Source organism: Sphingobium sp. AS12, from assembly GCF_019097845.1.
GTDB lineage: Bacteria > Pseudomonadota > Alphaproteobacteria > Sphingomonadales > Sphingomonadaceae > Sphingobium.
The window spans coordinates 1-22,112 of record NZ_JAHRGM010000046.1 but is presented as its reverse complement, the minus strand read 5'-3'; the positions used below and the strand labels follow the sequence as shown (position 1 = coordinate 22,112).

The following is a 22,112-nucleotide window of genomic DNA, read 5'->3' as shown; positions in this document are numbered from 1 at the left end:
GGTCATGGCGCTTTATGAGCCATATAGTGCACCGTATACCGGATTCGATCTCTGTCAAGGGCGGTTGCGCGGGCGATTAGGTGAGGCGCTGACACTCGTTGGCATTACCAATGTATTCGGTATACATCTATTTTTGGCCACTAAGAACAAGAGACCTGCATGAGCGATGCCGACACCACGCGCCGCAAGGAGGGGTGGAAATTCGATTCGGGCCGGAACTGGGATTCCTGGCCGAAATATCAGGCTGCAGCCGGAGGGCTGCATGACTATTGGTATCCCGTAGCCTGGTCCGATCAGGTAGGCCGGAAGCCATTGGCCGTGCGGGTCTGCGGGCTCAACATCGTCCTTATGCGCTCGCAGGCCGGCAAGCCCCATGCGTTGCAGGACAGATGCCCGCATCGCGGCGTCAGGCTCTCCCAGGGCAGCCAGCAGTTTCCGGACACGCTGAGCTGTCCCTATCATGGCTGGACCTATCGCCTCTCCGATGGCGAAATGGTGGCGGCCATCACCGACGGGCCGGATTCGCGCATGTGCGGGGCTGTGGCGGTGCGCACCTATGCCGCTGAGGACCGGCTCGGGCTCGTCTGGATATTCGTCGGTGATCGCCCTCCGCATCCGTTGGACGATCAGCTGCCGGAGGAGTTGGTCGCGCCGCCGCCATTCGCTGTCGGCGGCCGTATCGAAGAGCGCGACGGCAACTGGCGTCTCTACGCCGAAAACGGCTTCGACGAGGGGCATGCCAAATATCTGCACCGCACGGCGCTGTGGCGCATCTTCAAGGTCATGCCGACCTGGAACAGGATACATATCGAGCGCGACGGTCGCTGGCTCTATCGCGTGGAGGACGAACGACACTGGGAAGCCGATTTCCCAGGTCTCGGCCGATGGACGAACAGGCGCTGGTGGAAGCTCAAGCCGCGCTACACCGAGGGCAAGATGCTCGGCAATACCGGCGGCTCGGCGCGCAGCGATCCCTATATCGCCTCGCTTCCGCTCAAGGGCTTCGCTTCACTGTCGCTGCCCGGCGTGTTGCGGATCGCCTATCCGCAGTTCATCCACTATGAATTCTATGTTCCGATCGACGAGAAGCGCACCCGCTATGTCGGCCTGATGGTGCAGTTCAAGCGAGGCCTCGCGCGCCTGGGATTCTATCTTCACTATCTCACGGTCATCCGCTGGCTGTTCCATGGGCAGTTTTCCGGTCAGGACCATTGGATGGTTGCGCAGACCGATGCGCCGCCCGAACGCCTCTATCGGCCCGACGTTTCGGTCATCGAGTGGCGTCGGCTGTTCTCGGATATCGATCTCGGCTCTGATGAGGCGCCGGCGTCACCGACGAGAACCGCGCAATCCGACGGGGGAGAAGCCTGATGCAGCTCGCGCCCGCCCCAGCGCCCGGCGGCCGCCTTTTGCCGGTAGACAGCCGAACCTATCATGTCACGGAAATGGGCGAGGGGCCGCCCACGGTCTTTCTCCACGGTGGCGGCCCGGGTTGCACGGCATGGTCGGACTTTGGCGTTGTCGCACCGCTTTTCGCCCGGCATCGTCGGTGCGTCCTTCCCGATCTGCTGCAATATGGCAGGTCGGACAAGGCGCCGATCTTCGGCCCGATGTGGACCTTTCATGCCTGCTCCATCGCCGGGCTGCTCGATGCCCTGAGCATCCAACGCGCCGACTTCGTCTGCAACTCATGGGGCGGCACGATAGCCCTTTGCCTGGCGGCGCAATATCCCGACCGGGTCCGCTCCCTGACGATCACCGGATCCATGCCGGTCTTCTATGGCCCTCTGGCCCCGTTGCCGGAAGGCGGACGGCGCGGCCGCAACGCACGCGACATCTATTATGGCGGCGAAGGGCCGACGCTTGAGAAGATGCGCCAGCTCATCGCGCGCCTCGAATGGCATAACGTCGACCTGCTTCCGCGGGAGACCGTGGAGATGCGCTATCGCCAAAGCCTTGATCCCGACGAAATGGCCCTTGCCGCCCGATCCGACAGCCCTCGCGGCGAATGGCAGGATCTGACCGCGGAACTGGCCCAGGTGAAGTGCCCGACATTGTTCTGCTGGGGAATGAACGATGCCTTTCTTCAGCCTGACTATGCCCTGATGCTCTCGCGCATGGTCCAGCGCGGGCAGCTTCACATACTGGATGCCTGCTCGCATCATCTCCAGGAGGAAAGGCCCGAGCATTATTACCTCATCGTCCGGTCCTTTCTTGATCAGCCGGACGGGCAGGACTGATGGCCTTGCTCAAGCGAATGCTCGTCTATTGGCTGCTGGTCCGCGCCAGCGGAACATGGATCGGCGCGCCCGACCGGGACCGCCGTCCTTGAGCCTGCCGCCCGCCTTGCGCCGCTCGTTCGAGCAGGCCTGTTCGCATATCAGCCGCGACCGGCTCGCCGAAACGCTGACCATGCTCGTCGACACGCCTTCGCCCACTGGCGGGGAGGCGCCGCTCGCGCGCCGCATCGCCGCGCATCTCGCCGATCTTGGAATCGAAGCGCATGAGCAGCGAATACAGGTTGACCAGTCCAATGCCGTTGGATGGCTGGGCGAATCGGGCGGCGGCGCTTCGCTGTTGCTCTACAGCCCGATCGACACCGTCACGTCGAACGACGCCGCGGAGGATCTGCCCTGGGCGGGCGAAACGCTCCGAACGGATATGCGTGCGAAAGCATGGCGAGAGGGCGACACGCTGTTCGGACTTGGCGCCCAGAACCCGAAGGGCCACGCCGCCTGCATATTGATGGCGGCGGAAGCGCTGGCCCGTGCGAAGGCGCCGCTGGCGGGGCAACTGCGTCTCGGCTTCGGCGCGGGCGGCATGCCGACCGACAGCCGGCAGGGTAAGGTCCCGGACACGGGCCATGGCGTGGGCTGCGCGCATATGCTGGCCGCCAGCCCGCTCCCCGACTTTGCGATCATCGCCAAGACCGGCTGGGCGGTGTCCTGGGAAGAGGTCGGCCTCGCCTGGTATGAGGTCCGCGTGCGGGGAACGCATAGCTATGTCGGCAGCCGACATTTGCTGCCTTATGCGAATGCGATCGAACATATGGGCCGTGTGGTCCGGTCACTCGAACAATGGTTCCCCATCTGGGCCGAACAGAACCGTTCCGGCCTCGTCGCACCGCAAGGCGTGGTTTCCTTCATTGAAGGCGGCACGGCGCGGACAGCGGCGTTCACGCCCGCGGAATGCCGCATCCGGCTCGATCTGCGGCTGAGCCCGCGCACGACTCCCGACGAAGCGGATGAAGCGATCGGCCAGATCCTCGAGGAATTGGCGGCAAGCGAAGGGATCGACCTATGCTGGCGGCGGCTTCTCGCGATTCCGGGGACGTCCACGCGGGAGGGCGATTGGATCATCCGGTCCACCATCGCGGGATGGGAGGAGATAGAAGGCAGAGCCCACACGGCCACACCCGGACTTTCGGGCGCGACCGACGCGAACATCCTGCGCGCGCATGGCGTGCCGACGGCTCGGATCGGCCTGCCCAAGGCGCCGCTCGACGATCCCGATTTTCAGCTCGGGATGAACGCCGCCTACCTCCCGCATATGGAGCGATTGACCCGTCTCCTGGTCCACAGCGCGCTCGTGACCTGCAATCGCCCACCGGACGGAGAGAAGGGTGGCTGAAATCGTCCTGGGCATCGGTGCGTCCCATACAACGCTCATGAACACATGTTGGGACGCGGTCGATCATCTCGACCGGGCACATCGTTTCCGCGATGCGCTGCGCGATGCGGCAAGGCGGCTCGCCGCCGCTGAGCCGGAGGCCGTCGTCATTATCGGTTCCAACCACTTCCGCGGATTCTGGCTTGACCTGATGCCGGCCTTCACCATCGGCGTGGACGAGGTTATTTCCGGCGGAGAGCATGGCACGCCCGCAGGCGGTCTGCCTTCCGCCCCGGCGGTGGCCCGGCACATCTGCGAATTCCTGGTCGCGCGGGATTTCGACATCGCCTTCTCGACCCGCCTCACGGTCGATCATGGCGTCAGCCATGCGTATCAGTGGCTGATGAAGGAGATTTCAGTCCCGATCGTGCCGATCGTCATCAACTGCTTCGCGCCGCCGCTGCCCTCCCTGGCCCGCACCCGGCTTTTCGGCCGGGCGCTGCGCGAGGCGTTGCTGTCGAGCACCCTCGGGCGAGTGGCGGTCATCGGCACCGGTGGGCTGTCTCATACCCTGCCATTTCCGGACTGGCGCTCGCCGAAGAGCGACGATGATCATTTCCTTGTCGACTCCTGGCGCGAAGGGCGCGGCCGCTGGCGGGATTTCGAAGCCCGCCGCCGCGCGATCGTGACCGGCGCGCCAGCCATGTTGAACGAGGAATTTGATCGGGCGTTTCTCAACGCCGTTGAAGGCGGGAAGGTCGCCGCGCTCGCCGAGACCCTCAATGACAATGCCCTCGTGCGCGCGGCCGGCAACGGCGCCGCCGAAATTAGAACCTGGCTGACCATGGCCGCAGTCATGGCGCATCAGCCCGGGCAAGCACTCGCTTATTCTCCCATGCCTGAATGGCTCACCGGCATGGCGGTGGCCATCATACCCAATGGAGCATCTTCATGACGATATGGACCGACCTCATCGGCGCCGGGTTTTCCCTGAGCTTTGTCAGCGCCGCCGGTGTCCGCACCAGAGCCCTGATCGCCGGCGAGGGTGATGATGTGATCATGCTCCACGGCACAAGCGGGCATCTAGAGGCGTTCAGCCGCAACATCGTCCCTCATGTCGAGGCGGGGTATCGGTGCCACGCAATCGACATGCTGGGGCATGGATATACCCACAAGCCGGACGCGACCAGGGAAATCCCCGACTATGGCCGGCATGTCCTGGACTATCTCGACGCCCAAGGAATCGAGCGCGCGCATTTCATCGGCGAATCGCTGGGCGGCTGGGTCAGCGGCTGGATCGCCATCCATCATCCCGATCGCGTGGGAAGTCTGCAATTGGTGGCGGCAGGGGGCACCAAGGCGGACCCCGAGGTAATGAAGCGAATCAAGGAAAGCACGCGGCGCGCAGTGCTGACCGACGACATCGAACTCACCCGGGGCCGGCTGCGACTGCTCATGCATGACGCCGCGGACGCGACAGAGGAACTCGTCGAGATACGGCACAGAATCTATCATGAGCCGGATTTCGTCGCCAATATCGACCGGCTGCTGGCGCTCCAGGAAATGGACATACGCCAGCGCAACATCCTGCGGCCGGACGATCTCGCCAGGATTGCAGCGCCAACGCTCGTTGTTTGGGGCCGCAACAATCCCTTCGGCGACATTCCCGAGGCGACTGCTATGAACGCCGCCATCCCAGACTCCCGGCTGGAATTGTTCGACGCGTGCGGGCATTGGCCGCAGCATGAGCAGTCCGGCAGGTTCAATGCCATGTCTGTCGCCTTCCTCGACGCTTCACCGCTCTGAGGCTCCGCTGCGCGCAGTCTCAATTGATTGACGCTCGTATTCGGTATACAGGGCCGCCCACCAGAAGGATGCAGGAGCAGGACATTGGCCACCATTGCAAAGAAGTCGGCAACCCTACGGGAGCAGGTGGTGGGCATATTGCTCGACGAACTGCAACGCGGGCTGTTTGCGCCCGGGGACCGGCTCACCGAGCAGGTTCTCGCTGAACGCCTCGAAGTTTCGCGGACGCCAGCTCGGGAAGCCCTCAATCAGCTGACCGAACAAGGTCTTCTGCGTTCCCGGCCGGGTGGCGGCTATGTTGTGCCAACGCCCACGGTGGAGGAGGTTCGGCAGATCATTGCTGTCCGCATGCTGCTTGAGCCGCCTGCCGTCAGGATGGCCGCCGCTGAATATGGGCCGACAAATGTGGATGAGATCAATGGCGGCATCGAGGGCGAGAAGCTTGCGGCCTCCGATCCCAATCCCGGGCAGTTTGCGCGCGCGAACGAGGTTTTCCGCTCTGCGGTTTTCGGATCGATCTCTAACGTTCCCCTTCGGGAACTGATTTCTCAGTTCGCAAACCACCTCAATTTCATTCGCGCCTCCACGCTCAAGGACATGGAACTGAGGCACGAGATCGTGAAACGGCAAATCCAGATACGCGACGCTATTTCGGTAAGCGATGGCGATCTGGCTGAGGGCCTCTGGCGATCCTATCTGCGGTATACAGAGGAGACCTTGGTCGCGGCCATGATGGAAATAGCAAACGACAGCGAAGATTGCGACCCGAACTGATGCGGAGGATGCCACAAATCTTCGCGCCGTTCATCGGAAGCTGGAATCTGATAGTGCGCTGGTATGACGAGGCCGGCAATGTCTGTCGGACCGAGGCAGGCGAATGGCACTTCCTGGGTGCTTGAGGGACGCGGCGTTCAGGACGTGTGGACCGTGCCACCCTGAGCACAGTGCAATTCCGGCGCTCGTTATGAATGTGGCGCCAGCATCCTCTTCTACAATCCCGTGCTGGACGCTTGGCGATTGACGTTGATCGGTCCGATGCACCACGTCGTTCGGACTTTTGTGGCACGAAACATCGGGCCTGAGATCGTTCTTGAAACAACGCCGGAAGTCTCTCAGGCAATGAGGTGGTCATTCGGCGACATCGCCGCAGACGCTTTCCTTTGGAAGAACGAAGTCCGGGCCGAGGGACGTTGGTGGGTATAGCAGACGTTCGAGACGAAGCACCAAGGTGATAGTCAGGCACAATTAAAATAGATGTTCTGCCGCTCGCATGGATCGAACAGATCGTCGCCTCCATCCTCACTGTGAGGCGGGGATGGAGGCATGGCGCTATGGAGGCAAGAGGAGAGCATGACGCTGACAATCTATGCTGGCAATGCCGGCGATCGAAACGAGCGCGGTATGCGGGGTGCCGTCAGCTTGGGGGGTGATCTTGCCCACCGGCTCGGCATCGCCCCGGAGACGATCGGGTCGTTCACGAACCTGGTCGAAGGCGGTTGGTCGGAACAATTGAAAGCCGCCGAACCGAACCTGCGGCAGCTTGCGGAGCGGACCGCCCACCAACTCGAACAAGGAAAGCAGGGCATCCTCACAATGGGTCGGTGCGCCGCCGGCATAGTGACGTTGCCGCTCATCGCCAAACGCTACCCCGACGCCGCCGTCATATGGTTCGACGCCCATGGAGACTGCAATGTTCCGGTCGCAGGGGACACGACCGGCCCGAACTATCTCGGCGGCATGATCCTGACTGGAGCCGCCGGCGAATGGGACACCGGCTTTGGCGGCGGCTTCGATCTTGCCAATGCGATCCTTGTCGGCGCGCGGGACTTGGACCCTCCTGAGCAAAAGCGGATCGACAGCGGCCAGATCGCGCTGGTTCGGGCCGGTCCTGGCTTGGGCCGCCGTCTGGCCGAAGCGATCAATGGCCGTCGCGTCTATGTGCATTTGGACTGCGACGTTCTGGATGCAGGCCTGATCGCGACCGAATATCAGTCACCCAACGGTCTTTCCTATGCCGATTTGCGCGAGGCGTTTGAGACCCTTGCGGAACATGACGTGCTTGGCCTCGAAATCGCCGAATATGAGGATTGCTGGCCCGATGGCGAACCCAACGACTCCGATCGACTCCTCGATGCCATCTGGCCGGTGACAGGCGGGGCGAGTCAGGGATAGCCATAGTGGAAATCGCGGCGAACCCTATCGATCCGCAATCCTTCCTCGAATCCGGCTGATCAGCCTCCCGGCGCGGCGCCGACCGCGACCTCCGCCGCTATTCCCCGGTAACAGCGGGCGAACCATACGGTCTCGCAAAGCGGCGAGATCCTACGATCGATCGCGGCTCGACACGGAATAGATCAAAAAAAGATGCTGCGCCACGCTAACGGTGCGACCGGCAGGAGGTGCGCGGAACGAAAGCCGTGGCCGGGATCAGCCGCCGAGCTTGCACTACAACTTCACCGCTGCATTGCCGCCATCGGCCCACAATGCCGAGCCGGTAACGAAGCTTGCCATGTCGCTGGCAAGGAACAGCGCGGCTCTGGCGATTTCGTCCGGATCGGCGATCCGCTTCATCGCGTGCAGACCCGCCGCCCATTCGCGCTGCGCAGTATTGCCCGCCATTTCGGTGGCGGTGCCGCCCGGCAACAGGGCATTTGCGCGTATGCCGGACGCGGCATAGTCCGCCGTGATGCCGCGCACCAAACCCATCAGGCCGGCCTTGGCGGCGGCATAGGCCGCCATGCCGGGCAAGCCGACGCTGTTGCCGACGAAGCTTCCCGTGAACACAAGCGCGCCACCGCCATGCTCTACCATCGCCGGGATCTGCGCTCGCGCGCCGAGGAAGGCGGCGGTGAGGTTCACTGCAAGCACCTCCGACCATTGCTGCGGCGTGATGTCGGCAATCGGCTTCATGGCACCGACAAGACCGGCATTGTTGAACGCGACATGCAGGCCGCCGAATTTGGAAATTGCCGCGGCGACAGCCGCCCCGTGCGTGCTTTCCTCCGCGACGTCGCCGGCAACGGCATGCGCTCGCCCACCATCCCTTTCGATCGTCCCGACCAGTTCTTCAAGCCTGTCGCGCCGGCGGGCGACCAGCACGACCGACGCGCCCTCCGCGGCAAAGAGGATCGCTGCGGCCTGTCCGATCCCTGAACTTGCGCCGGTAATGATGGCAACCTTGCCGCTGAGAAGCGTCATCCCGATACTCCGTTTCGATGGAGCTTCCGAATAGCGCGCTGCGGCCCCGGCTGCCTCCCGCCGCTTGCGATCAAATCAGCAGAATTCGCATATTGTTGAGATTTATCGACTCCTGCTGCACCGAGTTCAATGCAGGATGGCACTCATCATTTTCCAGTCTGGAAAATTATCACTTGCTAGATCGGAAAGTGATGCTATGTCTTTCCATGTTGGAAAACGATGGAGGCTGTTCATGCTGCATGTCCTGCTCCTGTTTCTTGTGCTCGCTGCGCTGGCATGGTGGGCCTATGCCGATGCTCGTGCCTATCGCGCTTTCTGCCTGCTCGAGGACAGTGCAAGGCGGCGCGCCTTCTACCGGCAATGGACTTTGACGTCCTTCGTTCTGTTCGGCCTGGGCGGACTGCTCCTGCTGGCTATGACTGGCTCGCTCGCAAACATCTGGCAAATTCCATCCCAGTTCACGCCACTTCGGCTGGTGCTCACCGCTCCAGAGGCTGTCGGCACGGGCAGCACGGACTATGTCGTCGGCGCGCTGATCGGCGTAGCGCTGATGCTCGCACTTTCCGTATTGCTCTGGACGCTGCAGATTCGCAAAATGACGATGCCGATGATTGGCAATATCGAGCCGCTGCTGCCGCGCAACGGCGCCGAGATCGTCGCCGCGCTGCCCATGGCGGTCAACGCCGGCGTTACCGAGGAGTTGTTTTTCCGCCTCGCACTGCCGTTGCTGGCGGCACAGGTCACCGGCTCGGCATTCGCGGGCTTCGCGATCGCCACCGGCGCCTTCGCGCTCGCCCATTGGTATCAGGGATGGAAGGGCATGCTGGTCGTGCTCGGGATTGGCGTGTGGTTCGCCTGGCTCTATCTATCCAGTGGTTCCCTGCTGAAGCCCATCCTGATCCATGTGCTGATCGATCTGATCGCGCTGGCGCTGCGCCCGGCAATCGCGCTGCGGTGGCACGCCCGGGTCGCAACGAACTGATGATCCATATTCAATCCGAGGATGTTCAGATGAGCCCCGAAGCATTCGACCCTGAAGATGCCCGCGCAGCGCTCGACGACATCGCCGACATGCGGCGCGAACTGGCATTGAAGGCGACCGACTGCCCGTTCTGGCGTCACGCCGTCTTCGCCGCCATCACGGCGGTGCTGGTGCTTGCGTCGGGACTGGAGTGGCTGCCGCAAGCTGCCCTGTCCATTGCCGGGCTGGCGGGGGTCGCCTGGGTAGCCGCGGACGACCGGCGCCGCTACGGGATGTTCATCAACGGCTATCGCAAGGGGCTGACGTTGCCCGTCACGATGGCGCTACTCGCGGCGATGCTGGGAGCGGTGGCGTTCGAATATTATGCACGCTTCACAGGCTTGTCGCTGGCGGTCAAGCTCGGGATCGCGGCCATCGCTTTCCTTGTGGCGCTGGAGGCGAGCTATGCGTGGAACCGCGCTTATTGCCGCGAACTGCTGGGCGACGCCGTATGAGCATCGATGGGATCGATATGGTGCTGCACCCGCCAAGTCGTCTCCATATCGCGGCGCTTCTCGCCAAGGTGAGCGAGTTGGAGTTCGCCAAGTTGCGCGAACTTACCAGGGTCAGCGATTCGGTGCTGTCCAAGCACCTTACCGCGTTAGGGGACGCAGGCTATGTGCGCCTCCGCAAGGCGGCGGTAGGCGGCCGGCAGCGCACCTGGGCATCATTGACGAAGACGGGCAAGCGGGCATTCGATCGCCATGTTGCCGCCCTGCGTACGCTCGTCGCCGATCTCCCGACGGCTGCGGAATAGGGACATCAGTTACACCGAGGCGCATTGCTGCCGGACGGATTACGCGACGCCGGGCCGGTAGCGTGCCAATTGCGGGCTTCGTCCAATGCGGATCCTGGATCGGGTCGCATCCAACGCCATTTGAGTGTGCTGATGAACGCGTCGCGCTACCGCAAGACACGCCATGCCTCGATTTAGATCATTACCACAGGATGGCGGACACCCATGCGCTTAGAATGATACGGGTGCCTCGGCCGCTTCGACCAGATCGACCAGCCTGGACAAGGGAAGATGCGGCTCGGGCGCTTCCACGACGCTTCCCCTTGCCGGCAATGTGACACCGAGTTCACGCAGGTAAGTCGCCTGGTCGGCCTTGACGCTGACCCCACGCCGACCGATCCGCTGGATCGCGAACCCATGTTCTTCCAGCATGTGCGCGGCCTGCTCGAGCAGCGTACGGCTCGGCGCGATGCCGCCCGTGGCGCCGGGGAACCGAATTCTGACTGTTGCGGTACGTTCCAACTGACCGTCTGCCTCATGCTTGTAGAGCCTTATATAGGCCCTGCTTTCTTAACGCCAAATATATCTCACACCTGCGCGATCGCGGCCGTCGCATCAACCAGGCCCCAGCCGACCGCCGTGCTCGGCTGACCAACGGCGGGCATGCCCATCTGGTTGCGCCCCTTGGTGACGGCGACCGCGGTGGATTCAAGGATCGAGCGGACACATCCCGCCGACAGCGGCTTGCCCAGTTCGCGGGCACGCTCGAGCATGAGCGCGACGATGCCGGCGACCTGGGGCGTCGCCGCACTGGTGCCGCTCGCCCCGACCCATCCATCATCCGACGCCGACTCGTCATGCTGAGGATGCGGCGTTCCCCCATGATCGACGTCCATCGTGCTTTGCGGCTGGGTCGGCATCATGATGTAGATCGCGCGCGGCAGCTGCCCCACGAGTCCGCAGACATCGGGCACCCGGCGGCCGGGGAACAGGCTGCTCATGAACCCGCTGGCATAGTTGCTGGCCTCAAGTTCCTGCTGCTCGTTCCAGAAGACGCCGCCGATCGACAGGACCTCGGGCTGGCTTCCCGGCCAGGCATAATGGCCGTTGCCTGCCGCGAAGAGCACGATCTTGCCCTCCTGGATGATGTCGAGCAGCGTCGCCTGCAGGATCGGGAAGACCTGCTCATAGTCGTATCCCCAAGAGCAGCTGATGATATCCGCCCCTGCGTCGGCGGCGTCTTCGAGCGCATCCTGGGGCGGAGAGCTTTGCTTGAATCCCAGGAGCTTCGCCTGGGGAGCCACCGCGAAGATGTTCGAGGCCATCGCGGTGCCATGCCCGTTATCATCAATGTGCGGAGATGGTTCGGACGAGGTTGGAGCGGCAACGTAGTCATAGCCGCTGGCGGCGAAGAAGGGATGATCGAAGAAGCCGGTATCGACCATCGCGATCGTGACGCCGGCGCCGGTTTGCGCCGCGGGCACGTTGAGCAGGCGCCGGATGGCCGCGTCATCGACGCCATGGAAGCTGTAGGGCGGCGGCACCGGCGAAGGCGGCGCGAAATAAAGCGGCGGGGGCGTGAACACGAGATGGTCGACCGCATCGCAGAATTGGGCCGGCACCGCGAGCGACCGGGCCGGCGACAGGAAGAGGTCGCCGGGATAGGGCGCTGCATAGTTGCGTGCGAACGCGCGTCCCGAGCCACTGGTCGCGCGTCTCTGCCGCGCCTGAATGATCAGCGGCTCGCCGGTGAGCTCGCTTACCAGCTCCGCCGGACCGCTCACGGTAATGCCGAAGCGCCCGCGCTTGACGACCGTCAGCCCCAGCTCTTCAGCCCGCGCTACAGCTTCGTCCATGAGATGCGGCACCGGCCGATAGTCCGCATAATTCTCCATGGTGAGAGCGCCGCGCTGATTCTGGATCGGCGCGTTCGCGAGCGTGGTGACGGCAAGGGTCACACGTACATCGTTTGCGAGCTCGCCGACCTTCTCGCTCAGCGCCTCGGACTCGCGAATGACGCCTTCAAGGCCTTCCCCGAAGGCGATCGGGCCGGGTGCCGCGATCACGCCCGCTTCGAGAGCATCGGCAGGTTCGGGGACGGGATCTGACATGTCGGACTATCCTGCGAACTATTGGTCCAAAAGAAAAATTCGGTTGCGGCTATTGCCCGTCGGGCTCCTTCTCCGCGGTGGCTTCGGCGATATAGGGCACGAGCGCGACCCACATGATCGTCGCGATCCCGAACAGGCCGGCGCTGGCGTCGGGGGTGATCCAGTCGACCGGATGGCCGCCTTCCTTGATCCAGTAGCCCTTCAATGAACCTATCCAGAGCAGGAACGAGATGACGGCGATACCGATCTCGTACTTGGCCGGTTTGCCGTCCTTGAGCGTGCCAAAATAGCGCAACGCCACGATGAACACGAGGATCACGATGATAAACAGCAAAAGTGTAAAGCCGCTGCCTTCGGAATAGGCCTGCGCCAGCGGAAAGGCTGTCGCGGCCTCCACCGGGAAGAGTTTGGCGACGCTGACGGCGTAGGTCGGCTGCGCCTGGGCGGCGGCCCCGCCGACGGCGGGCGCGCCGAAGCCGACCGGGCCACCCGTACGAGGCACCGGCGGCGATACGCGCAGCGAACCCACGAAATTGCTGGCCCCTTCCCGGACGACCCGCCGCGCAGCGGAAAAGACCGAACTCAGAATCGCGCTGAGCGCGTCGCAAGCCGTATCGGCAGCGGCGATCACGGCATCCACGGCGGTAGCCTCCTGCGCATCGACATTTCCGGCCGCCGTGCTCGCGGCATCGGCTGCCGCGGCGGCGCGATCGCCGCCCGGAACGTCGCCATTGCCAAAGCGCGCGGCGCATTGCTCGGCGAGCGATCCCGCGATCATCGCCCGGTGCAGCAGGATCGATTTCTGGGGATTGAGCGACGTACGCGCCGCCAGCGTCGTGAGGCTGTCCCGCAACCGGATGAACGCGTTGACCACGATATCGGCGCTTGCCATCGTTTTCTCCTCAAATGGCCGGGAAGATCGCCGCGACCTGCGACAATATTCCCAGAATCTGTGCCCGGTTCTCGCGCGCGATCCGCTGGCGATCGGCCTTGGAGAATTCCCCCGCAAGCGCCTGCCGCAACTTCATATCGATGGCCGCGAGCTGGGTGAGCGCTGAACGCAACGCAGCTATGCGCGCTTCGCGCGCTCCCGGGGAATCGTCGGCTGCGGCCGCGATCTGCCGAATCCACTCCCGGCGACCGACGAAGTCCGCATTCGCGCGCTCCCGGCCATAAGCCAGATCGAGCGCGAAGAGCAGCCGCGAGGCGGAGTTCGCGTCCTGCAACGCGGCGAGCTTCGTCACACCATCATCCAGCGCCGACAGAAGCGGCTTGCTGTCCTTCTCGGCCACTACGGCGCGAACGGCGTTGACCTTGAGGCTGGTCTGCTGGAGGGCGACGAGCGTGCCGATCAGGTCGACCACGGCCTTTGCGCGATCGCTCGTGAGCACGCCGAGGTCGAACAGCTTTTCGCCCGCTATCCGGTTGATGTCCGACGACGCCGTCGAGAGCGAGCCGATCGCGCTGTTGATCGCTTCCTTGGCATCGGGCGGCTTGTCCTCGAGCACGTCGGCGAGCGCCGCCTGATAGGCCGCCACGCCGGCAATGGCGACAGTGATTGTCTTGAGCGCGTCCTGCGACAGCGGGCGCAGGTCGATGCGTTCCTGGCGTTCCGGGGGAACTCCGGCGAGATCGCACAGTCCGGCCGGCGGGCGCCATCGACGATCGATGACCAGCACATCGCCCCAGCTACAGGACGGGTCGCTCGCGACCAGCGCGATATTGGCCTCCCGGCGCCGCGCCTTTACATCTGCGACATAGCCCTTGGCGGATTGCACCAGCGCACCGGCCTGGGTCGAGACCTGGCCGGCATATTCGAGCCGAAGAACATCAGCGGCGCAGGATGAAAGCAGGAGCCCGACCAAAGCCGTGGCGACGATCCGCATCTCCGTCCCCCTTGACTGTCCGATACGGCAAGACGCGAACAGGATGAACGCGACCGCACCGAAACATGGATTGGTACTACATTCTGATCAGACGATTACACTTGATCGGCGTCGCTTGTCGGGTCTGGTGATGAAAACGGCCGGAAATTGAATGAGACGGGCACGCTCAATTGAGAAACGATTTACAATATTTCGTTCAATGCGACTCTTGACCAACTGCGAAATTCTGTCTGATGGCGATCCCGAAGCATAGATAACATGACTGCTGTGCCGAAGCCAGCCAGTGATCATAGGAAATGATGAAATCAGGCTCCTTTCGCTAACGATATGGTGTGTCCGTGGGATGGCAGATTCTTCGTACATGTGCAGCCTCGCGCCGGAGGGTGGCCGACAGTGCGGCGACGGCCGGTAGAGACCATGAGGATGAAGGCATGATGCAGAATGTTGCCATCGTCCTGCCCGGCGGAAATCTTGGATCGCCCGCCCCGGAATCGCTTCGGGGATCGGATCATGATCATCGGTGAGGGAGTGTTTCGGGAAGCTGCCCCACCCGATCGGTAAAAGCAGCACGAGACAAGTGCGACCGGGCCGCATCCGGCGACCGCGATCGCCATACTGCTGCGGCAGCTCAGATGTCGGTTCTGAGAAATCGGACACGCTCAGCGCCTTCGACCGGATGCGCCTCGAATCCGGCATTGAGCCAGGCCCGGCACTGGACAATGCCGCGTTCGTCGCCCGGCGCATTGCCCCACCAGTCGCGAGATATCGCGCCGCGCGGCAGGATGGCGCCGATGATACGCTCGACATCGGCAAAGGTCAGTTCCACCGTGTCGGCAGTGGCGTTCTTTCTCTTCCAGCGCCTGAGGAAGGCGCCCAGCGGAGCATATTTACCCATCCTGTTTGTGCAAACCCATTGATCGAAAATCGCGTCACTTGGACACATGGAGAAACCCGGCCGGCTAGCAGCCGGACCCGCCGAATGCGCGCTACAGAACTTCGCCCGTAACCGCCGGTGCCGGAGGAGGAGGATCGCCGGCAAGGCCGCGATAGGCAAGACCGGCGGAGTGGTCTTGCCGCCTATTGGCCCGGCGCTTCGCTGCGCGATGTCGCGGCGGGCGCGACCTTCGGCTGTTAGTTCGATCCGCGCTGGGGCTGCTGGTCAGGATTTCCTACGGCAATTTGCTGGGCGATGCGGCCGACAGCCCGATCGTGCGTGAGGAAGGATCGCGCCATCAGGGGCTGGCCGGTCTTGCGCTCTCCTATTCTTTCTGACCCATGCAGGCGCGATTCTTCAGGTCTCGGCCGGGGCTGTCCTATGTGCCTTGAGCACCGTCTCGTCCTGACTGTGCCGGGACTCAATATCCGCGTGTGGTCGGCCAACTAACGCCACCGATTCATCTCGAAGCCAAATTGCTGACAGGCCGAATAGGAGGTAGCCCGCCCAGAAGAAAAATGTTGCGAAGAAGAGAGGTGAGCGTAGCGGTTCCGAACTTCCGTTTGATGTTCGTCCGGTGAATGTCGACGGTCTTCACGCTGATACCAAGCTCGTAGGCGATCACCTTGGTTGGCTTTCCCGCAACGACGCTCGCCAACACCTCCCGTTCACGTGGCGACAATGACGAGGCGCGACGCGAAAAGTCCTCGGGCGAGAAATCCGTCGGTTCATTTGGCAGCTTGCCAGTTTCGGGAGGGGGTATCCCCGCCTCGACTGCCTCCATGATTGCCCTCCTGAGCGCGAACGGCGGGCTATCGACCGGCAGCAAGTCCCAGGCGCCCGCACGCACGGCGCTCACGGCGAAAGCGACCGAGGGAGCGTCAGTCAAAATGATTACGCGCTGGCCCCTAGACTGCGCCTCCTTAACCAATGGATCGAATTTCTGCCAAACACGATGCCTGTATAGCAGAACATCGGGTACGTCAGGCCGCCCTATCTGATCTATGAGTGTTACATCGTTGGCGAGCGAGGTCCGCAGATGGCTGCTTTCAATCGCGTTGAAATTGATCAGAGCAACTGCAACACCATCGCCAATTGGCCCGATGCGAGCATCAATGGACTTTCGGGCCAAACCGATTGAGACATCGGTACGCGCAGTAGTGGACGGATGTTCGCTCTGTATCAAAGCCATTGAGATAGCTCCCGCCTGTTGGGTAGCCCTTTTCAACATCCCCCTTTCCTTATGAACGCCAATTCATATGAAAAGGAATATATTTGCAAGCACAAAATGAGCGCAAAAAAGGAAGCCGCCATGGAAATCGCACTTGCAATCAGCGCATCGACAAACCGCCGTTCATGTCCCAGCAGGCGCCGCTGACAAAGTCCGCATCGGGGCTGGCCAGCCAGGCTATGATAGCGGCGATGGAAGACATGTCGCCCAAATGCCCGACAGGGATTGCGCGCTTCACTTTTTCGAAGAGTTCAGGTGCAGCAGCCCGCGCAAGCGGACCGTCAAGCGGACCTGGGGCAACGCAGTTCACGGCAATGCCCGCAGACTGGAGTTCGCGCGCGAATATCTTGGTAAGGACACCGATGCCGGCTTTGCTGGCTGCGTAGTGTGCACCAGTTCCGGAGCCGCCGGACTGCCCAGCCAAGGATCCCAGATTCACGATCCGGCCATAAGCCTGCGCGCGCATCGGTCCGGCAAATTCGCGAGACATCAGGAAGGTGCCGCGCAAATTGGTTGTGACCACGGCGTCGAACTCTTCAGCAGTGATGTCCCATAGGCCGGTCATGGGCGTAACGGCAGCATTGTTGACCAGTGCGGACACCGCCGACCAGCGCCGCTCGATCTGGACCCGGGCCTGCACAATCGACTGGACTGACCTTATGTCGAGCGAAATGCCGAACGCACGCTCACCCGACGGATCGATTTCCCTGGCGGCGGCCTCGACCGCTTCCGCGTCGATGTCCGCCAGCACCACACGCATTTTCTGCCCGGCCAGGGCACGGGCGATCTCCGTGCCGAGCCCGCGCGCGGCTCCGGTGACTAGAGCGATATCAGTGCGACTACGCATGCTCGGCTCAGATCAAAAACGTGAGGTCGCCCTGCGCCTGATCAGCGTCGAGCAACCTACAGATTTTGCCGGCGATCGGTGCTGCCGAACCAAGACGGAGCCGGTGTTCGACTTGTGCTCCGATCATACGCTGCGTTCCGCTTCGGGCAACCAGGATGTACAGCGAAGAGGTCACCCGCACCTCGTCCCTCAAGGCGTCACGTTCGAGCAGGCGGACCTGCGATACGGAGCGCAAAGTACGTGACGGTGGCGTCATTGCGTGCACGCTGCCGCTCAGCAGCCGCTGGACCCGGCGCCTGCGCATATCGGCATCGTCATGGATATAGTTGAGCACCGTAGAATAGTCTTCGAGAGACTCGTAAGCCGTGGGCACTATGTACAGCGCGTCCGGCGCCCACATCTCCAGCCAGGCGGCATAGTCTTGCCCATCGAGCAGCGCGGCTTCATGGAAGAGAACATCGTTGGCTCGCCCAAGAAGGTTGGTATCCAGCGGTCGGTCCGAACGGAAATCAGGCATCGGCCATGACCTCCCGCCAGCGCGCATACGCGGCGCGCATGCCAAGCTCGTCGGTCGCATGCGCACGCCGCGCGTTGCCGGCGGCACGCTCCCGATTGACGCCACGATTGAGGAGCACGGCCATGTCGCCGCCGGCACGGGCGCCGCGCGCGACGCGCTCCCAGGCTTCACGGTCGTCCGAACTGCCGAGCCCGGCCGGACCCTGAAACTGTTCGTGGATCCGCAGGCGCGCCCTGTTCGCCGCCGCGGGACCGCCGCCCATGCCGAGCGCGATGTGACGAACCTCGGTCCGGTCCACGCCGAGCGGCCGCAATTCGCGCAGGAAAGCGCCGGACAGCGCAATGTTCGGGAAGATGTTGAGATTGAAACCGACACCGCCGACCGCACGCAATATGCGGGCGACGTCGGCGGTAGGGAGCGAGCCGGACAACTCGCGAGCCAATTGTTCATAGTGCTTGGGGACAGGCTTGCGGCTTGGCAGATCAAGATCGATGGCGTCGGCGTCGAAAATACCGACGCTATGTCCGTTACCGAGCGTCAGGCAATAGAGTTCGTCGGATGCCATGACGCTCGCCAGACGGTCGGAGGTTTCCGATTCCACGAAGCGCAAATAGGAATTGTGGACCACGGGAAGATGGTAACCGTCGGTGGTATTCTCCATCGGGATCTTCCAATTGCCCTCGAACTGGAAACGATGATCGCCCAGAACGACAAGCGGATAACCGGCCGCTTGACGGTTGAAACGGTCGATCCAGGGCTTTGCATCGGCAAGATAATCCGAAAGCGGCGCGACCGCATCATTGAGGCTCGCGAAGACCAGACCGCCATAGCTTTCGGTCCGCAAGGTTTTGAGACCGAGCGCGGAACGGTCGAGAACGCCTTCATAGCCTTCCGGCTGGGGAACGCCGACCAACCGGCCTTCAGGAGTATAGCTCCAGCCGTGATAAGCGCAGACGAATCGGGATGCGTGGCCTCTTTCGGCCTGGCAGACCGTGGCCGCCCGGTGGCGGCAGCGGTTCAGCATGGTCACCAGTTCGCCCTTGTCGGTGCGCGTGACGATCACCGGCTGGCGACCGATCGCCAAAGTCTTGAAGCTGCGCGCCTGCGCCACCTCGCTTTCATGCGCGACCCACACCCAGCCACCTTCGAAGATGCGTTCGATCTCGCGTTCGAATATGTCCGCACAGGTGTAGAGACGCCCGTCGATCCAGTCGGGGCCGACGAGTGCGGGCAGGGAGTCGAGGTCAAGTCTCACGCGGCGCCTCCTTGGTTGTGATTGGCGGGAAACATGTTCTTCGCGAAGTCGCACAGCGCGAGATCGGAACCGAGGCGTCCCACGATCTGCATCGCGATGGGACCGCGCTTGGTTCGGGCGATAGGGACGGACAAAGCAGGGTGCCCGGTCAGGTTGAACGGACGGACCAACGCCGTCAGTGCGATGCCCGAAGGGTCCGCACCGCCCTCGGCCAGGCTGGGCGGAAAAATGGCAAGCGTCGGCAGCAGCAATGCGTCGACCTGTGCCAGCAGCGCATCGACCTCAAGGCGGGCCCGCCGGCGCACGGCTTCGGCTTCGAGCCGTTGGGCATCGGTCACCCTGCTGCCGGCGCGCAGACGTTCGGAAACGTCAGCCGGCAAAAGGCCCGCTTCGACCAGCTCGCCATAAGCATCCCAGCTCTCGGCGTTGATAAGCGCCAGGCCTGCCTTGAAAGCCGCCTTCATGCCCGGCCAAACGACCGGGTCGACCGTCAGGTTTGCGTGAACGCAGGCGACGGTGACCGCAGCGTCCACGTCAAGGTCCGCAGCGATCTGAATCCTGCCCAACCGGCGGATCGGCCTGTCGGATAGCGGCGCATCGACGGTGACGGCATGCAAGGCCCGCGCAATCACGGCCGGGTCGCGCGCGAAGAGGCCGACGACATCGAGAGAGGAAGCGGCAGGATGGACACCGGCACGCGAAATGAGCCCGGCTGTTGTTTTCAGGCCGAAAACACCGCAGCATGCCGCAGGGACACGAACCGAACCGCCGGTGTCGGTCCCGATGGCAAGCTCGGCTTCGCCGGCTGCGATCACGGCGGCGCTGCCGCTCGATGAGCCACCCGGCACCAGTTCGGGGAACGAGGGGTTGATGGGCGTTCCGCTCCAGGCGTTGATCCCGGTTGCACCCAGGGCAAGCCCGTGCAGGCGGGTCTTGCCGGCGATTTCGAACCTGGCTGCGAGCAGCTTGTCGACCACCTCGGCATTGCGCTGTGCGGGTTGCGTCTGAGCGAAGGCCGGGCTGCCCATGCCGGTACGCTGACCGGCCAGGTCGATCGAATCCTTGACAGCGAGTCGAGGACTCTCTCCTCTTGTCGGGAAGCGAACGAGATAGCCTGAGGTCATGAAAGCTCTTCCAGCCCGGCGAGATCCGCATTCTCACCGATCCCATCCACGGCTTCCCGCCACATGAGATTGCGCGTTCTGAACCGCGCGATAGTGACTGCTCCGCCGGCCACGTCGAAGGTGACTCGTATCTCGGCTGTTGCCTCGATCGCCCGTTCATCGTTCAGCACGGAAAACTGCTGGAGAAGCCAGGCGCCGGTCAAAGCCGAACCCGGCATCCAAAGCTCATTGGTCAGCAGGTGCAGATTGAACCGGTAGCTTGGCGTCTCATCCAGCGCGAGGCGCATGGCGCCCGCGATGGCGTCGCGCCCCTCGAACCGGCCGAAGCGCTCGGCATAGCGGCCACCGACTCCTTCCCATATCGCATTAGCGGAAAAGAGATCGCCATAGCTCGTCTGGCCAACGCGACGCGGACGGTCGCAGAGCGCGAAATAGCGGTGAAGACACACGCTGGCGAGGCGGCGTATCTCGCTCATTCGTTGCCCGCAAAGAGCTGTCGGCCGATCCGCGCCTCGATTCTGGCGAATTTCCACAATTGGCCGTCCAGTGCCCTTGTCGAGCGGAAGATGTCGCAGATTGCGACGGCGGCCTTGAGATCGGGCAGGTCGGCCAGGATATAGGCGGTCCACGGCCAGCCGCCGGAAGCGGCGCCGACCGTCAATTGGTCGTCGTCGAACGTGCCCAGCACCGTGATACCGAAGCGACCGCGCAGATCGCGAAATGCTTCGATGAAGACGGCCATGACTTCCTTCGCCTGCGCAGCGGGCAAATCGTGGAAGCCTTGCGTGATGCCGATACAAAAAAGCGCTCGCAGCGGTTCAGTGGCCTGCGTCATGGCTTCATCCTCCCTTTCATGGGAAGCCGGCGGGCGGCTCGATCCCCAGCAATACCCGTCCCCCGCTTTCGACATTGCCCTCATTGGTGAAAGCGTGCTGCGTGATCATGGCTGCATCGCGCATCCGGCGCTGCAGGGAACAGGACATTCTGGTCGCCGTCGTGCCGGCGAGGCGAAAGGCTGTGCGCGTGATGGCGCAGCCGACCTCGGCCGCATGGCTGGCGGCGATGCGGGCGAGAGCCTTCTCATCGATGGTGGGCACGTCGCCACGCTTGACAGCCGCCCAGACGACCTCAACCTGCTCGTAGAAGAAGGCACGGGCGGAACGGAGTTCGGCCTCTGCCTTGCCGACCGCAAGCTGGACAAAACCGCGGTCCGCAGGGCGGGGGGCTCCGCTGATCGATATTTTTCCAATGGCGATCGACCGCAGATCATCCAGCGCCGCCCGCGCTATGCCAAGAGCCACCACCGCGTGGAAGAATGCGGCGCCGCACAGCGCGGGAAAACGGTATAAAGCGCCTTCCACGAGCGGCGTTCCCCCGCGTCGGCCGGTAAATTCGGTTGCGACGAACTGGCGAACAACCTTGAGATCATGACTCGCCGTTGCCTTCAGACCGACGACATCCCAGTTGGGAACGATCTCGACCGCAGAGGCAGGCAGCATTGCGATCAGCGGCGTCGTCCCTTCACCCTGCTGACCCTCGACGGACATGCCCACGCCGAGCCAGGAGGCCCCAAGGCATCCACTCGCGAAGGACCACTGCCCGTCGACCAGATAGCCTCCAGGAAGAACCTGGGCGGTCTGCATGGGAAAAAGGCCGCCGGCGACAACCGTGTCAGGCCCATCCGAATAGATTTCATCGAGAGCCCTGAGCGGCAGAGTCGCGAGATAGAGGGCCGTTTGCGGAGCGAAGCTTGCGACCCAACCCGCCGAGCCGTCTGCCTGGGCGATCCGCTCGACAAGACGCAGTATATCCGCGAAAGGTCGTTCATCCCCCCCAA

Annotated in this window: 25 protein-coding genes; 11 read left to right on the top strand and 14 right to left on the bottom strand. The window is 63.1% G+C overall.

The window, feature by feature from the left end; all coding sequences use genetic code 11:
• Positions 1 to 159 precede the first annotated feature (159 nt).
• From KRZ98_RS16395 to KRZ98_RS16365, 7 genes are all read left to right on the top strand, one after another.
• Positions 160 to 1,371 carry a Rieske 2Fe-2S domain-containing protein gene (locus KRZ98_RS16395; protein WP_217674513.1) on the top strand — a complete coding sequence of 404 codons (1,212 nt, stop codon included), beginning with the start codon at positions 160 to 162 and terminating at the stop codon, positions 1,369 to 1,371.
• Complete coding sequence (locus KRZ98_RS16390) at positions 1,371 to 2,240, top strand: alpha/beta fold hydrolase (protein WP_217674512.1); 870 nt, start codon at positions 1,371 to 1,373, stop codon at positions 2,238 to 2,240. Before KRZ98_RS16395 ends, KRZ98_RS16390 begins: the two co-directional genes overlap by 1 nt.
• A gap of 88 nt (positions 2,241 to 2,328) precedes the next feature.
• Complete coding sequence (locus KRZ98_RS16385) at positions 2,329 to 3,630, top strand: M20 family metallopeptidase (protein WP_217674511.1); 1,302 nt, start codon at positions 2,329 to 2,331, stop codon at positions 3,628 to 3,630.
• Positions 3,623 to 4,564, top strand: coding sequence for a hypothetical protein (locus KRZ98_RS16380; RefSeq protein WP_217674510.1), 942 nt, complete (start codon positions 3,623 to 3,625; stop codon positions 4,562 to 4,564). The genes KRZ98_RS16385 and KRZ98_RS16380 overlap by 8 nt, the downstream gene beginning before the upstream one ends.
• Positions 4,561 to 5,415 (top strand): alpha/beta fold hydrolase, encoded by an 855-nt coding sequence (locus tag KRZ98_RS16375; protein WP_217674509.1) that lies wholly within the window; start codon positions 4,561 to 4,563, stop codon positions 5,413 to 5,415. The genes KRZ98_RS16380 and KRZ98_RS16375 overlap by 4 nt, the downstream gene beginning before the upstream one ends.
• An 84-nt stretch (positions 5,416 to 5,499) precedes the next feature.
• Positions 5,500 to 6,189 (top strand): GntR family transcriptional regulator, encoded by a 690-nt coding sequence (locus KRZ98_RS16370; RefSeq protein WP_217674508.1) that lies wholly within the window; start codon positions 5,500 to 5,502, stop codon positions 6,187 to 6,189.
• 576 nt (positions 6,190 to 6,765) lie between these two features.
• The gene (locus tag KRZ98_RS16365) at positions 6,766 to 7,587 is read left to right on the top strand and encodes an arginase family protein (protein WP_217674507.1); all 822 of its coding nucleotides are present in this window, start codon (positions 6,766 to 6,768) and stop codon (positions 7,585 to 7,587) included.
• A 273-nt stretch (positions 7,588 to 7,860) separates the two neighbouring features.
• On the opposite strand, the gene KRZ98_RS16360 is transcribed toward KRZ98_RS16365, so the two are convergent.
• Complete coding sequence (locus KRZ98_RS16360; RefSeq protein WP_217674506.1) at positions 7,861 to 8,613, bottom strand: SDR family oxidoreductase; 753 nt, start codon at positions 8,611 to 8,613, stop codon at positions 7,861 to 7,863.
• A 232-nt stretch (positions 8,614 to 8,845) separates the two neighbouring features.
• Between KRZ98_RS16360 and KRZ98_RS16355 the strand changes: the two genes are divergently transcribed.
• The 3 genes from KRZ98_RS16355 to KRZ98_RS16345 are packed head-to-tail and all read left to right on the top strand — an operon-like array spanning position 8,846 to position 10,391.
• Positions 8,846 to 9,595 carry a CPBP family intramembrane glutamic endopeptidase gene (locus KRZ98_RS16355; RefSeq protein WP_217674505.1) on the top strand — a complete coding sequence of 250 codons (750 nt, stop codon included), beginning with the start codon at positions 8,846 to 8,848 and terminating at the stop codon, positions 9,593 to 9,595.
• Positions 9,596 to 9,624: 29 nt separating this feature from the next.
• Positions 9,625 to 10,089, top strand: coding sequence for a hypothetical protein (locus KRZ98_RS16350; protein ID WP_217674504.1), 465 nt, complete (start codon positions 9,625 to 9,627; stop codon positions 10,087 to 10,089).
• Positions 10,086 to 10,391, top strand: a complete 306-nt coding sequence (locus tag KRZ98_RS16345) for a transcriptional regulator (RefSeq protein WP_254798573.1) — start codon at positions 10,086 to 10,088, stop codon at positions 10,389 to 10,391. The genes KRZ98_RS16350 and KRZ98_RS16345 overlap by 4 nt, the downstream gene beginning before the upstream one ends.
• Before the next feature lie 210 nt (positions 10,392 to 10,601).
• On the opposite strand, the gene KRZ98_RS16340 is transcribed toward KRZ98_RS16345, so the two are convergent.
• The 5 genes from KRZ98_RS16340 to KRZ98_RS16320 all read right to left on the bottom strand — a co-directional run bounded on the left by KRZ98_RS16340 (position 10,602) and on the right by KRZ98_RS16320 (position 15,262).
• On the bottom strand, positions 10,602 to 10,892 hold the full coding sequence (locus tag KRZ98_RS16340) for a hypothetical protein (protein WP_217674503.1): 291 nt from the start codon (positions 10,890 to 10,892) through the stop codon (positions 10,602 to 10,604).
• A 65-nt stretch (positions 10,893 to 10,957) separates the two neighbouring features.
• Positions 10,958 to 12,481: a S8 family serine peptidase gene (locus KRZ98_RS16335; protein ID WP_217674502.1), complete on the bottom strand. Its 1,524-nt coding sequence runs from the start codon at positions 12,479 to 12,481 to the stop codon at positions 10,958 to 10,960.
• Positions 12,482 to 12,530: 49 nt separating this feature from the next.
• Complete coding sequence (locus tag KRZ98_RS16330; RefSeq protein ID WP_217674501.1) at positions 12,531 to 13,373, bottom strand: hypothetical protein; 843 nt, start codon at positions 13,371 to 13,373, stop codon at positions 12,531 to 12,533.
• Between the two features lie 10 nt (positions 13,374 to 13,383).
• On the bottom strand, positions 13,384 to 14,367 hold the full coding sequence (locus KRZ98_RS16325) for a hypothetical protein (protein WP_217674500.1): 984 nt from the start codon (positions 14,365 to 14,367) through the stop codon (positions 13,384 to 13,386).
• A 628-nt stretch (positions 14,368 to 14,995) separates the two neighbouring features.
• The gene (locus KRZ98_RS16320; RefSeq protein ID WP_217674499.1) at positions 14,996 to 15,262 is read right to left on the bottom strand and encodes a hypothetical protein; all 267 of its coding nucleotides are present in this window, start codon (positions 15,260 to 15,262) and stop codon (positions 14,996 to 14,998) included.
• Positions 15,263 to 15,447: 185 nt separating this feature from the next.
• Here KRZ98_RS16320 and KRZ98_RS16315 point away from each other — a divergent pair, with 185 nt between their 5' ends.
• Positions 15,448 to 15,639, top strand: coding sequence for a MipA/OmpV family protein (locus KRZ98_RS16315; RefSeq protein ID WP_254798571.1), 192 nt, complete (start codon positions 15,448 to 15,450; stop codon positions 15,637 to 15,639).
• A gap of 122 nt (positions 15,640 to 15,761) precedes the next feature.
• Here KRZ98_RS16315 and KRZ98_RS16310 read toward each other — a convergent pair whose 3' ends face one another.
• The 8 genes from KRZ98_RS16310 to KRZ98_RS16275 all read right to left on the bottom strand — a co-directional run.
• Positions 15,762 to 16,493 (bottom strand): response regulator transcription factor, encoded by a 732-nt coding sequence (locus KRZ98_RS16310; protein ID WP_217674498.1) that lies wholly within the window; start codon positions 16,491 to 16,493, stop codon positions 15,762 to 15,764.
• Positions 16,494 to 16,632: 139 nt separating this feature from the next.
• Positions 16,633 to 17,379, bottom strand: a complete 747-nt coding sequence (locus KRZ98_RS16305; protein WP_217674497.1) for an SDR family NAD(P)-dependent oxidoreductase — start codon at positions 17,377 to 17,379, stop codon at positions 16,633 to 16,635.
• A gap of 7 nt (positions 17,380 to 17,386) precedes the next feature.
• Positions 17,387 to 17,896, bottom strand: coding sequence for an aromatic-ring-hydroxylating dioxygenase subunit beta (locus KRZ98_RS16300; RefSeq protein WP_217674496.1), 510 nt, complete (start codon positions 17,894 to 17,896; stop codon positions 17,387 to 17,389).
• The gene (locus KRZ98_RS16295) at positions 17,889 to 19,205 is read right to left on the bottom strand and encodes a Rieske 2Fe-2S domain-containing protein (RefSeq protein ID WP_368389841.1); all 1,317 of its coding nucleotides are present in this window, start codon (positions 19,203 to 19,205) and stop codon (positions 17,889 to 17,891) included. Before KRZ98_RS16295 ends, KRZ98_RS16300 begins: the two co-directional genes overlap by 8 nt.
• Entirely contained in the window at positions 19,148 to 20,275 is a 1,128-nt protein-coding gene (locus KRZ98_RS16290; protein ID WP_217674495.1) for an amidase, read from the bottom strand. The genes KRZ98_RS16295 and KRZ98_RS16290 overlap by 58 nt, the downstream gene beginning before the upstream one ends.
• Entirely contained in the window at positions 20,272 to 20,751 is a 480-nt protein-coding gene (locus KRZ98_RS16285; protein WP_217674494.1) for a nuclear transport factor 2 family protein, read from the bottom strand. The genes KRZ98_RS16290 and KRZ98_RS16285 overlap by 4 nt, the downstream gene beginning before the upstream one ends.
• The gene (locus tag KRZ98_RS16280) at positions 20,748 to 21,110 is read right to left on the bottom strand and encodes a hypothetical protein (RefSeq protein WP_217674493.1); all 363 of its coding nucleotides are present in this window, start codon (positions 21,108 to 21,110) and stop codon (positions 20,748 to 20,750) included. Before KRZ98_RS16280 ends, KRZ98_RS16285 begins: the two co-directional genes overlap by 4 nt.
• A 16-nt stretch (positions 21,111 to 21,126) precedes the next feature.
• Positions 21,127 to 22,112 (bottom strand): acyl-CoA dehydrogenase family protein (locus KRZ98_RS16275; protein ID WP_217674492.1); only part of this gene is annotated, 986 nt, incomplete at its 5' end.

Excerpts from the sequence above, each read along its gene's own strand:
- KRZ98_RS16360 (WP_217674506.1), bottom strand. The coding sequence starts at position 8,613 with ATGACGCTTCTCAGCGGCAAGGTTGCCATCATTACCGGCGCAAGTTCA.
- KRZ98_RS16325 (WP_217674500.1), bottom strand. The coding sequence starts at position 14,367 with ATGCGGATCGTCGCCACGGCTTTGGTCGGGCTCCTGCTTTCATCCTGC.
- KRZ98_RS16305 (WP_217674497.1), bottom strand. The coding sequence starts at position 17,379 with ATGCGTAGTCGCACTGATATCGCTCTAGTCACCGGAGCCGCGCGCGGG.
- KRZ98_RS16300 (WP_217674496.1), bottom strand. The coding sequence starts at position 17,896 with ATGCCTGATTTCCGTTCGGACCGACCGCTGGATACCAACCTTCTTGGG.
- KRZ98_RS16330 (WP_217674501.1), bottom strand. The coding sequence starts at position 13,373 with ATGGCAAGCGCCGATATCGTGGTCAACGCGTTCATCCGGTTGCGGGAC.
- KRZ98_RS16375 (WP_217674509.1), top strand. The coding sequence starts at position 4,561 with ATGACGATATGGACCGACCTCATCGGCGCCGGGTTTTCCCTGAGCTTT.
- KRZ98_RS16345 (WP_254798573.1), top strand. The coding sequence starts at position 10,086 with ATGAGCATCGATGGGATCGATATGGTGCTGCACCCGCCAAGTCGTCTC.
- KRZ98_RS16395 (WP_217674513.1), top strand. The coding sequence starts at position 160 with ATGAGCGATGCCGACACCACGCGCCGCAAGGAGGGGTGGAAATTCGAT.
- KRZ98_RS16355 (WP_217674505.1), top strand. The coding sequence starts at position 8,846 with ATGCTGCATGTCCTGCTCCTGTTTCTTGTGCTCGCTGCGCTGGCATGG.
- KRZ98_RS16290 (WP_217674495.1), bottom strand. The coding sequence starts at position 20,275 with ATGACCTCAGGCTATCTCGTTCGCTTCCCGACAAGAGGAGAGAGTCCT.
- KRZ98_RS16285 (WP_217674494.1), bottom strand. The coding sequence starts at position 20,751 with ATGAGCGAGATACGCCGCCTCGCCAGCGTGTGTCTTCACCGCTATTTC.
- KRZ98_RS16310 (WP_217674498.1), bottom strand. The coding sequence starts at position 16,493 with ATGGCTTTGATACAGAGCGAACATCCGTCCACTACTGCGCGTACCGAT.
- KRZ98_RS16335 (WP_217674502.1), bottom strand. The coding sequence starts at position 12,481 with ATGTCAGATCCCGTCCCCGAACCTGCCGATGCTCTCGAAGCGGGCGTG.
- KRZ98_RS16320 (WP_217674499.1), bottom strand. The coding sequence starts at position 15,262 with ATGGGTAAATATGCTCCGCTGGGCGCCTTCCTCAGGCGCTGGAAGAGA.
- KRZ98_RS16365 (WP_217674507.1), top strand. The coding sequence starts at position 6,766 with ATGACGCTGACAATCTATGCTGGCAATGCCGGCGATCGAAACGAGCGC.
- KRZ98_RS16280 (WP_217674493.1), bottom strand. The coding sequence starts at position 21,110 with ATGACGCAGGCCACTGAACCGCTGCGAGCGCTTTTTTGTATCGGCATC.
- KRZ98_RS16350 (WP_217674504.1), top strand. The coding sequence starts at position 9,625 with ATGAGCCCCGAAGCATTCGACCCTGAAGATGCCCGCGCAGCGCTCGAC.
- KRZ98_RS16390 (WP_217674512.1), top strand. The coding sequence starts at position 1,371 with ATGCAGCTCGCGCCCGCCCCAGCGCCCGGCGGCCGCCTTTTGCCGGTA.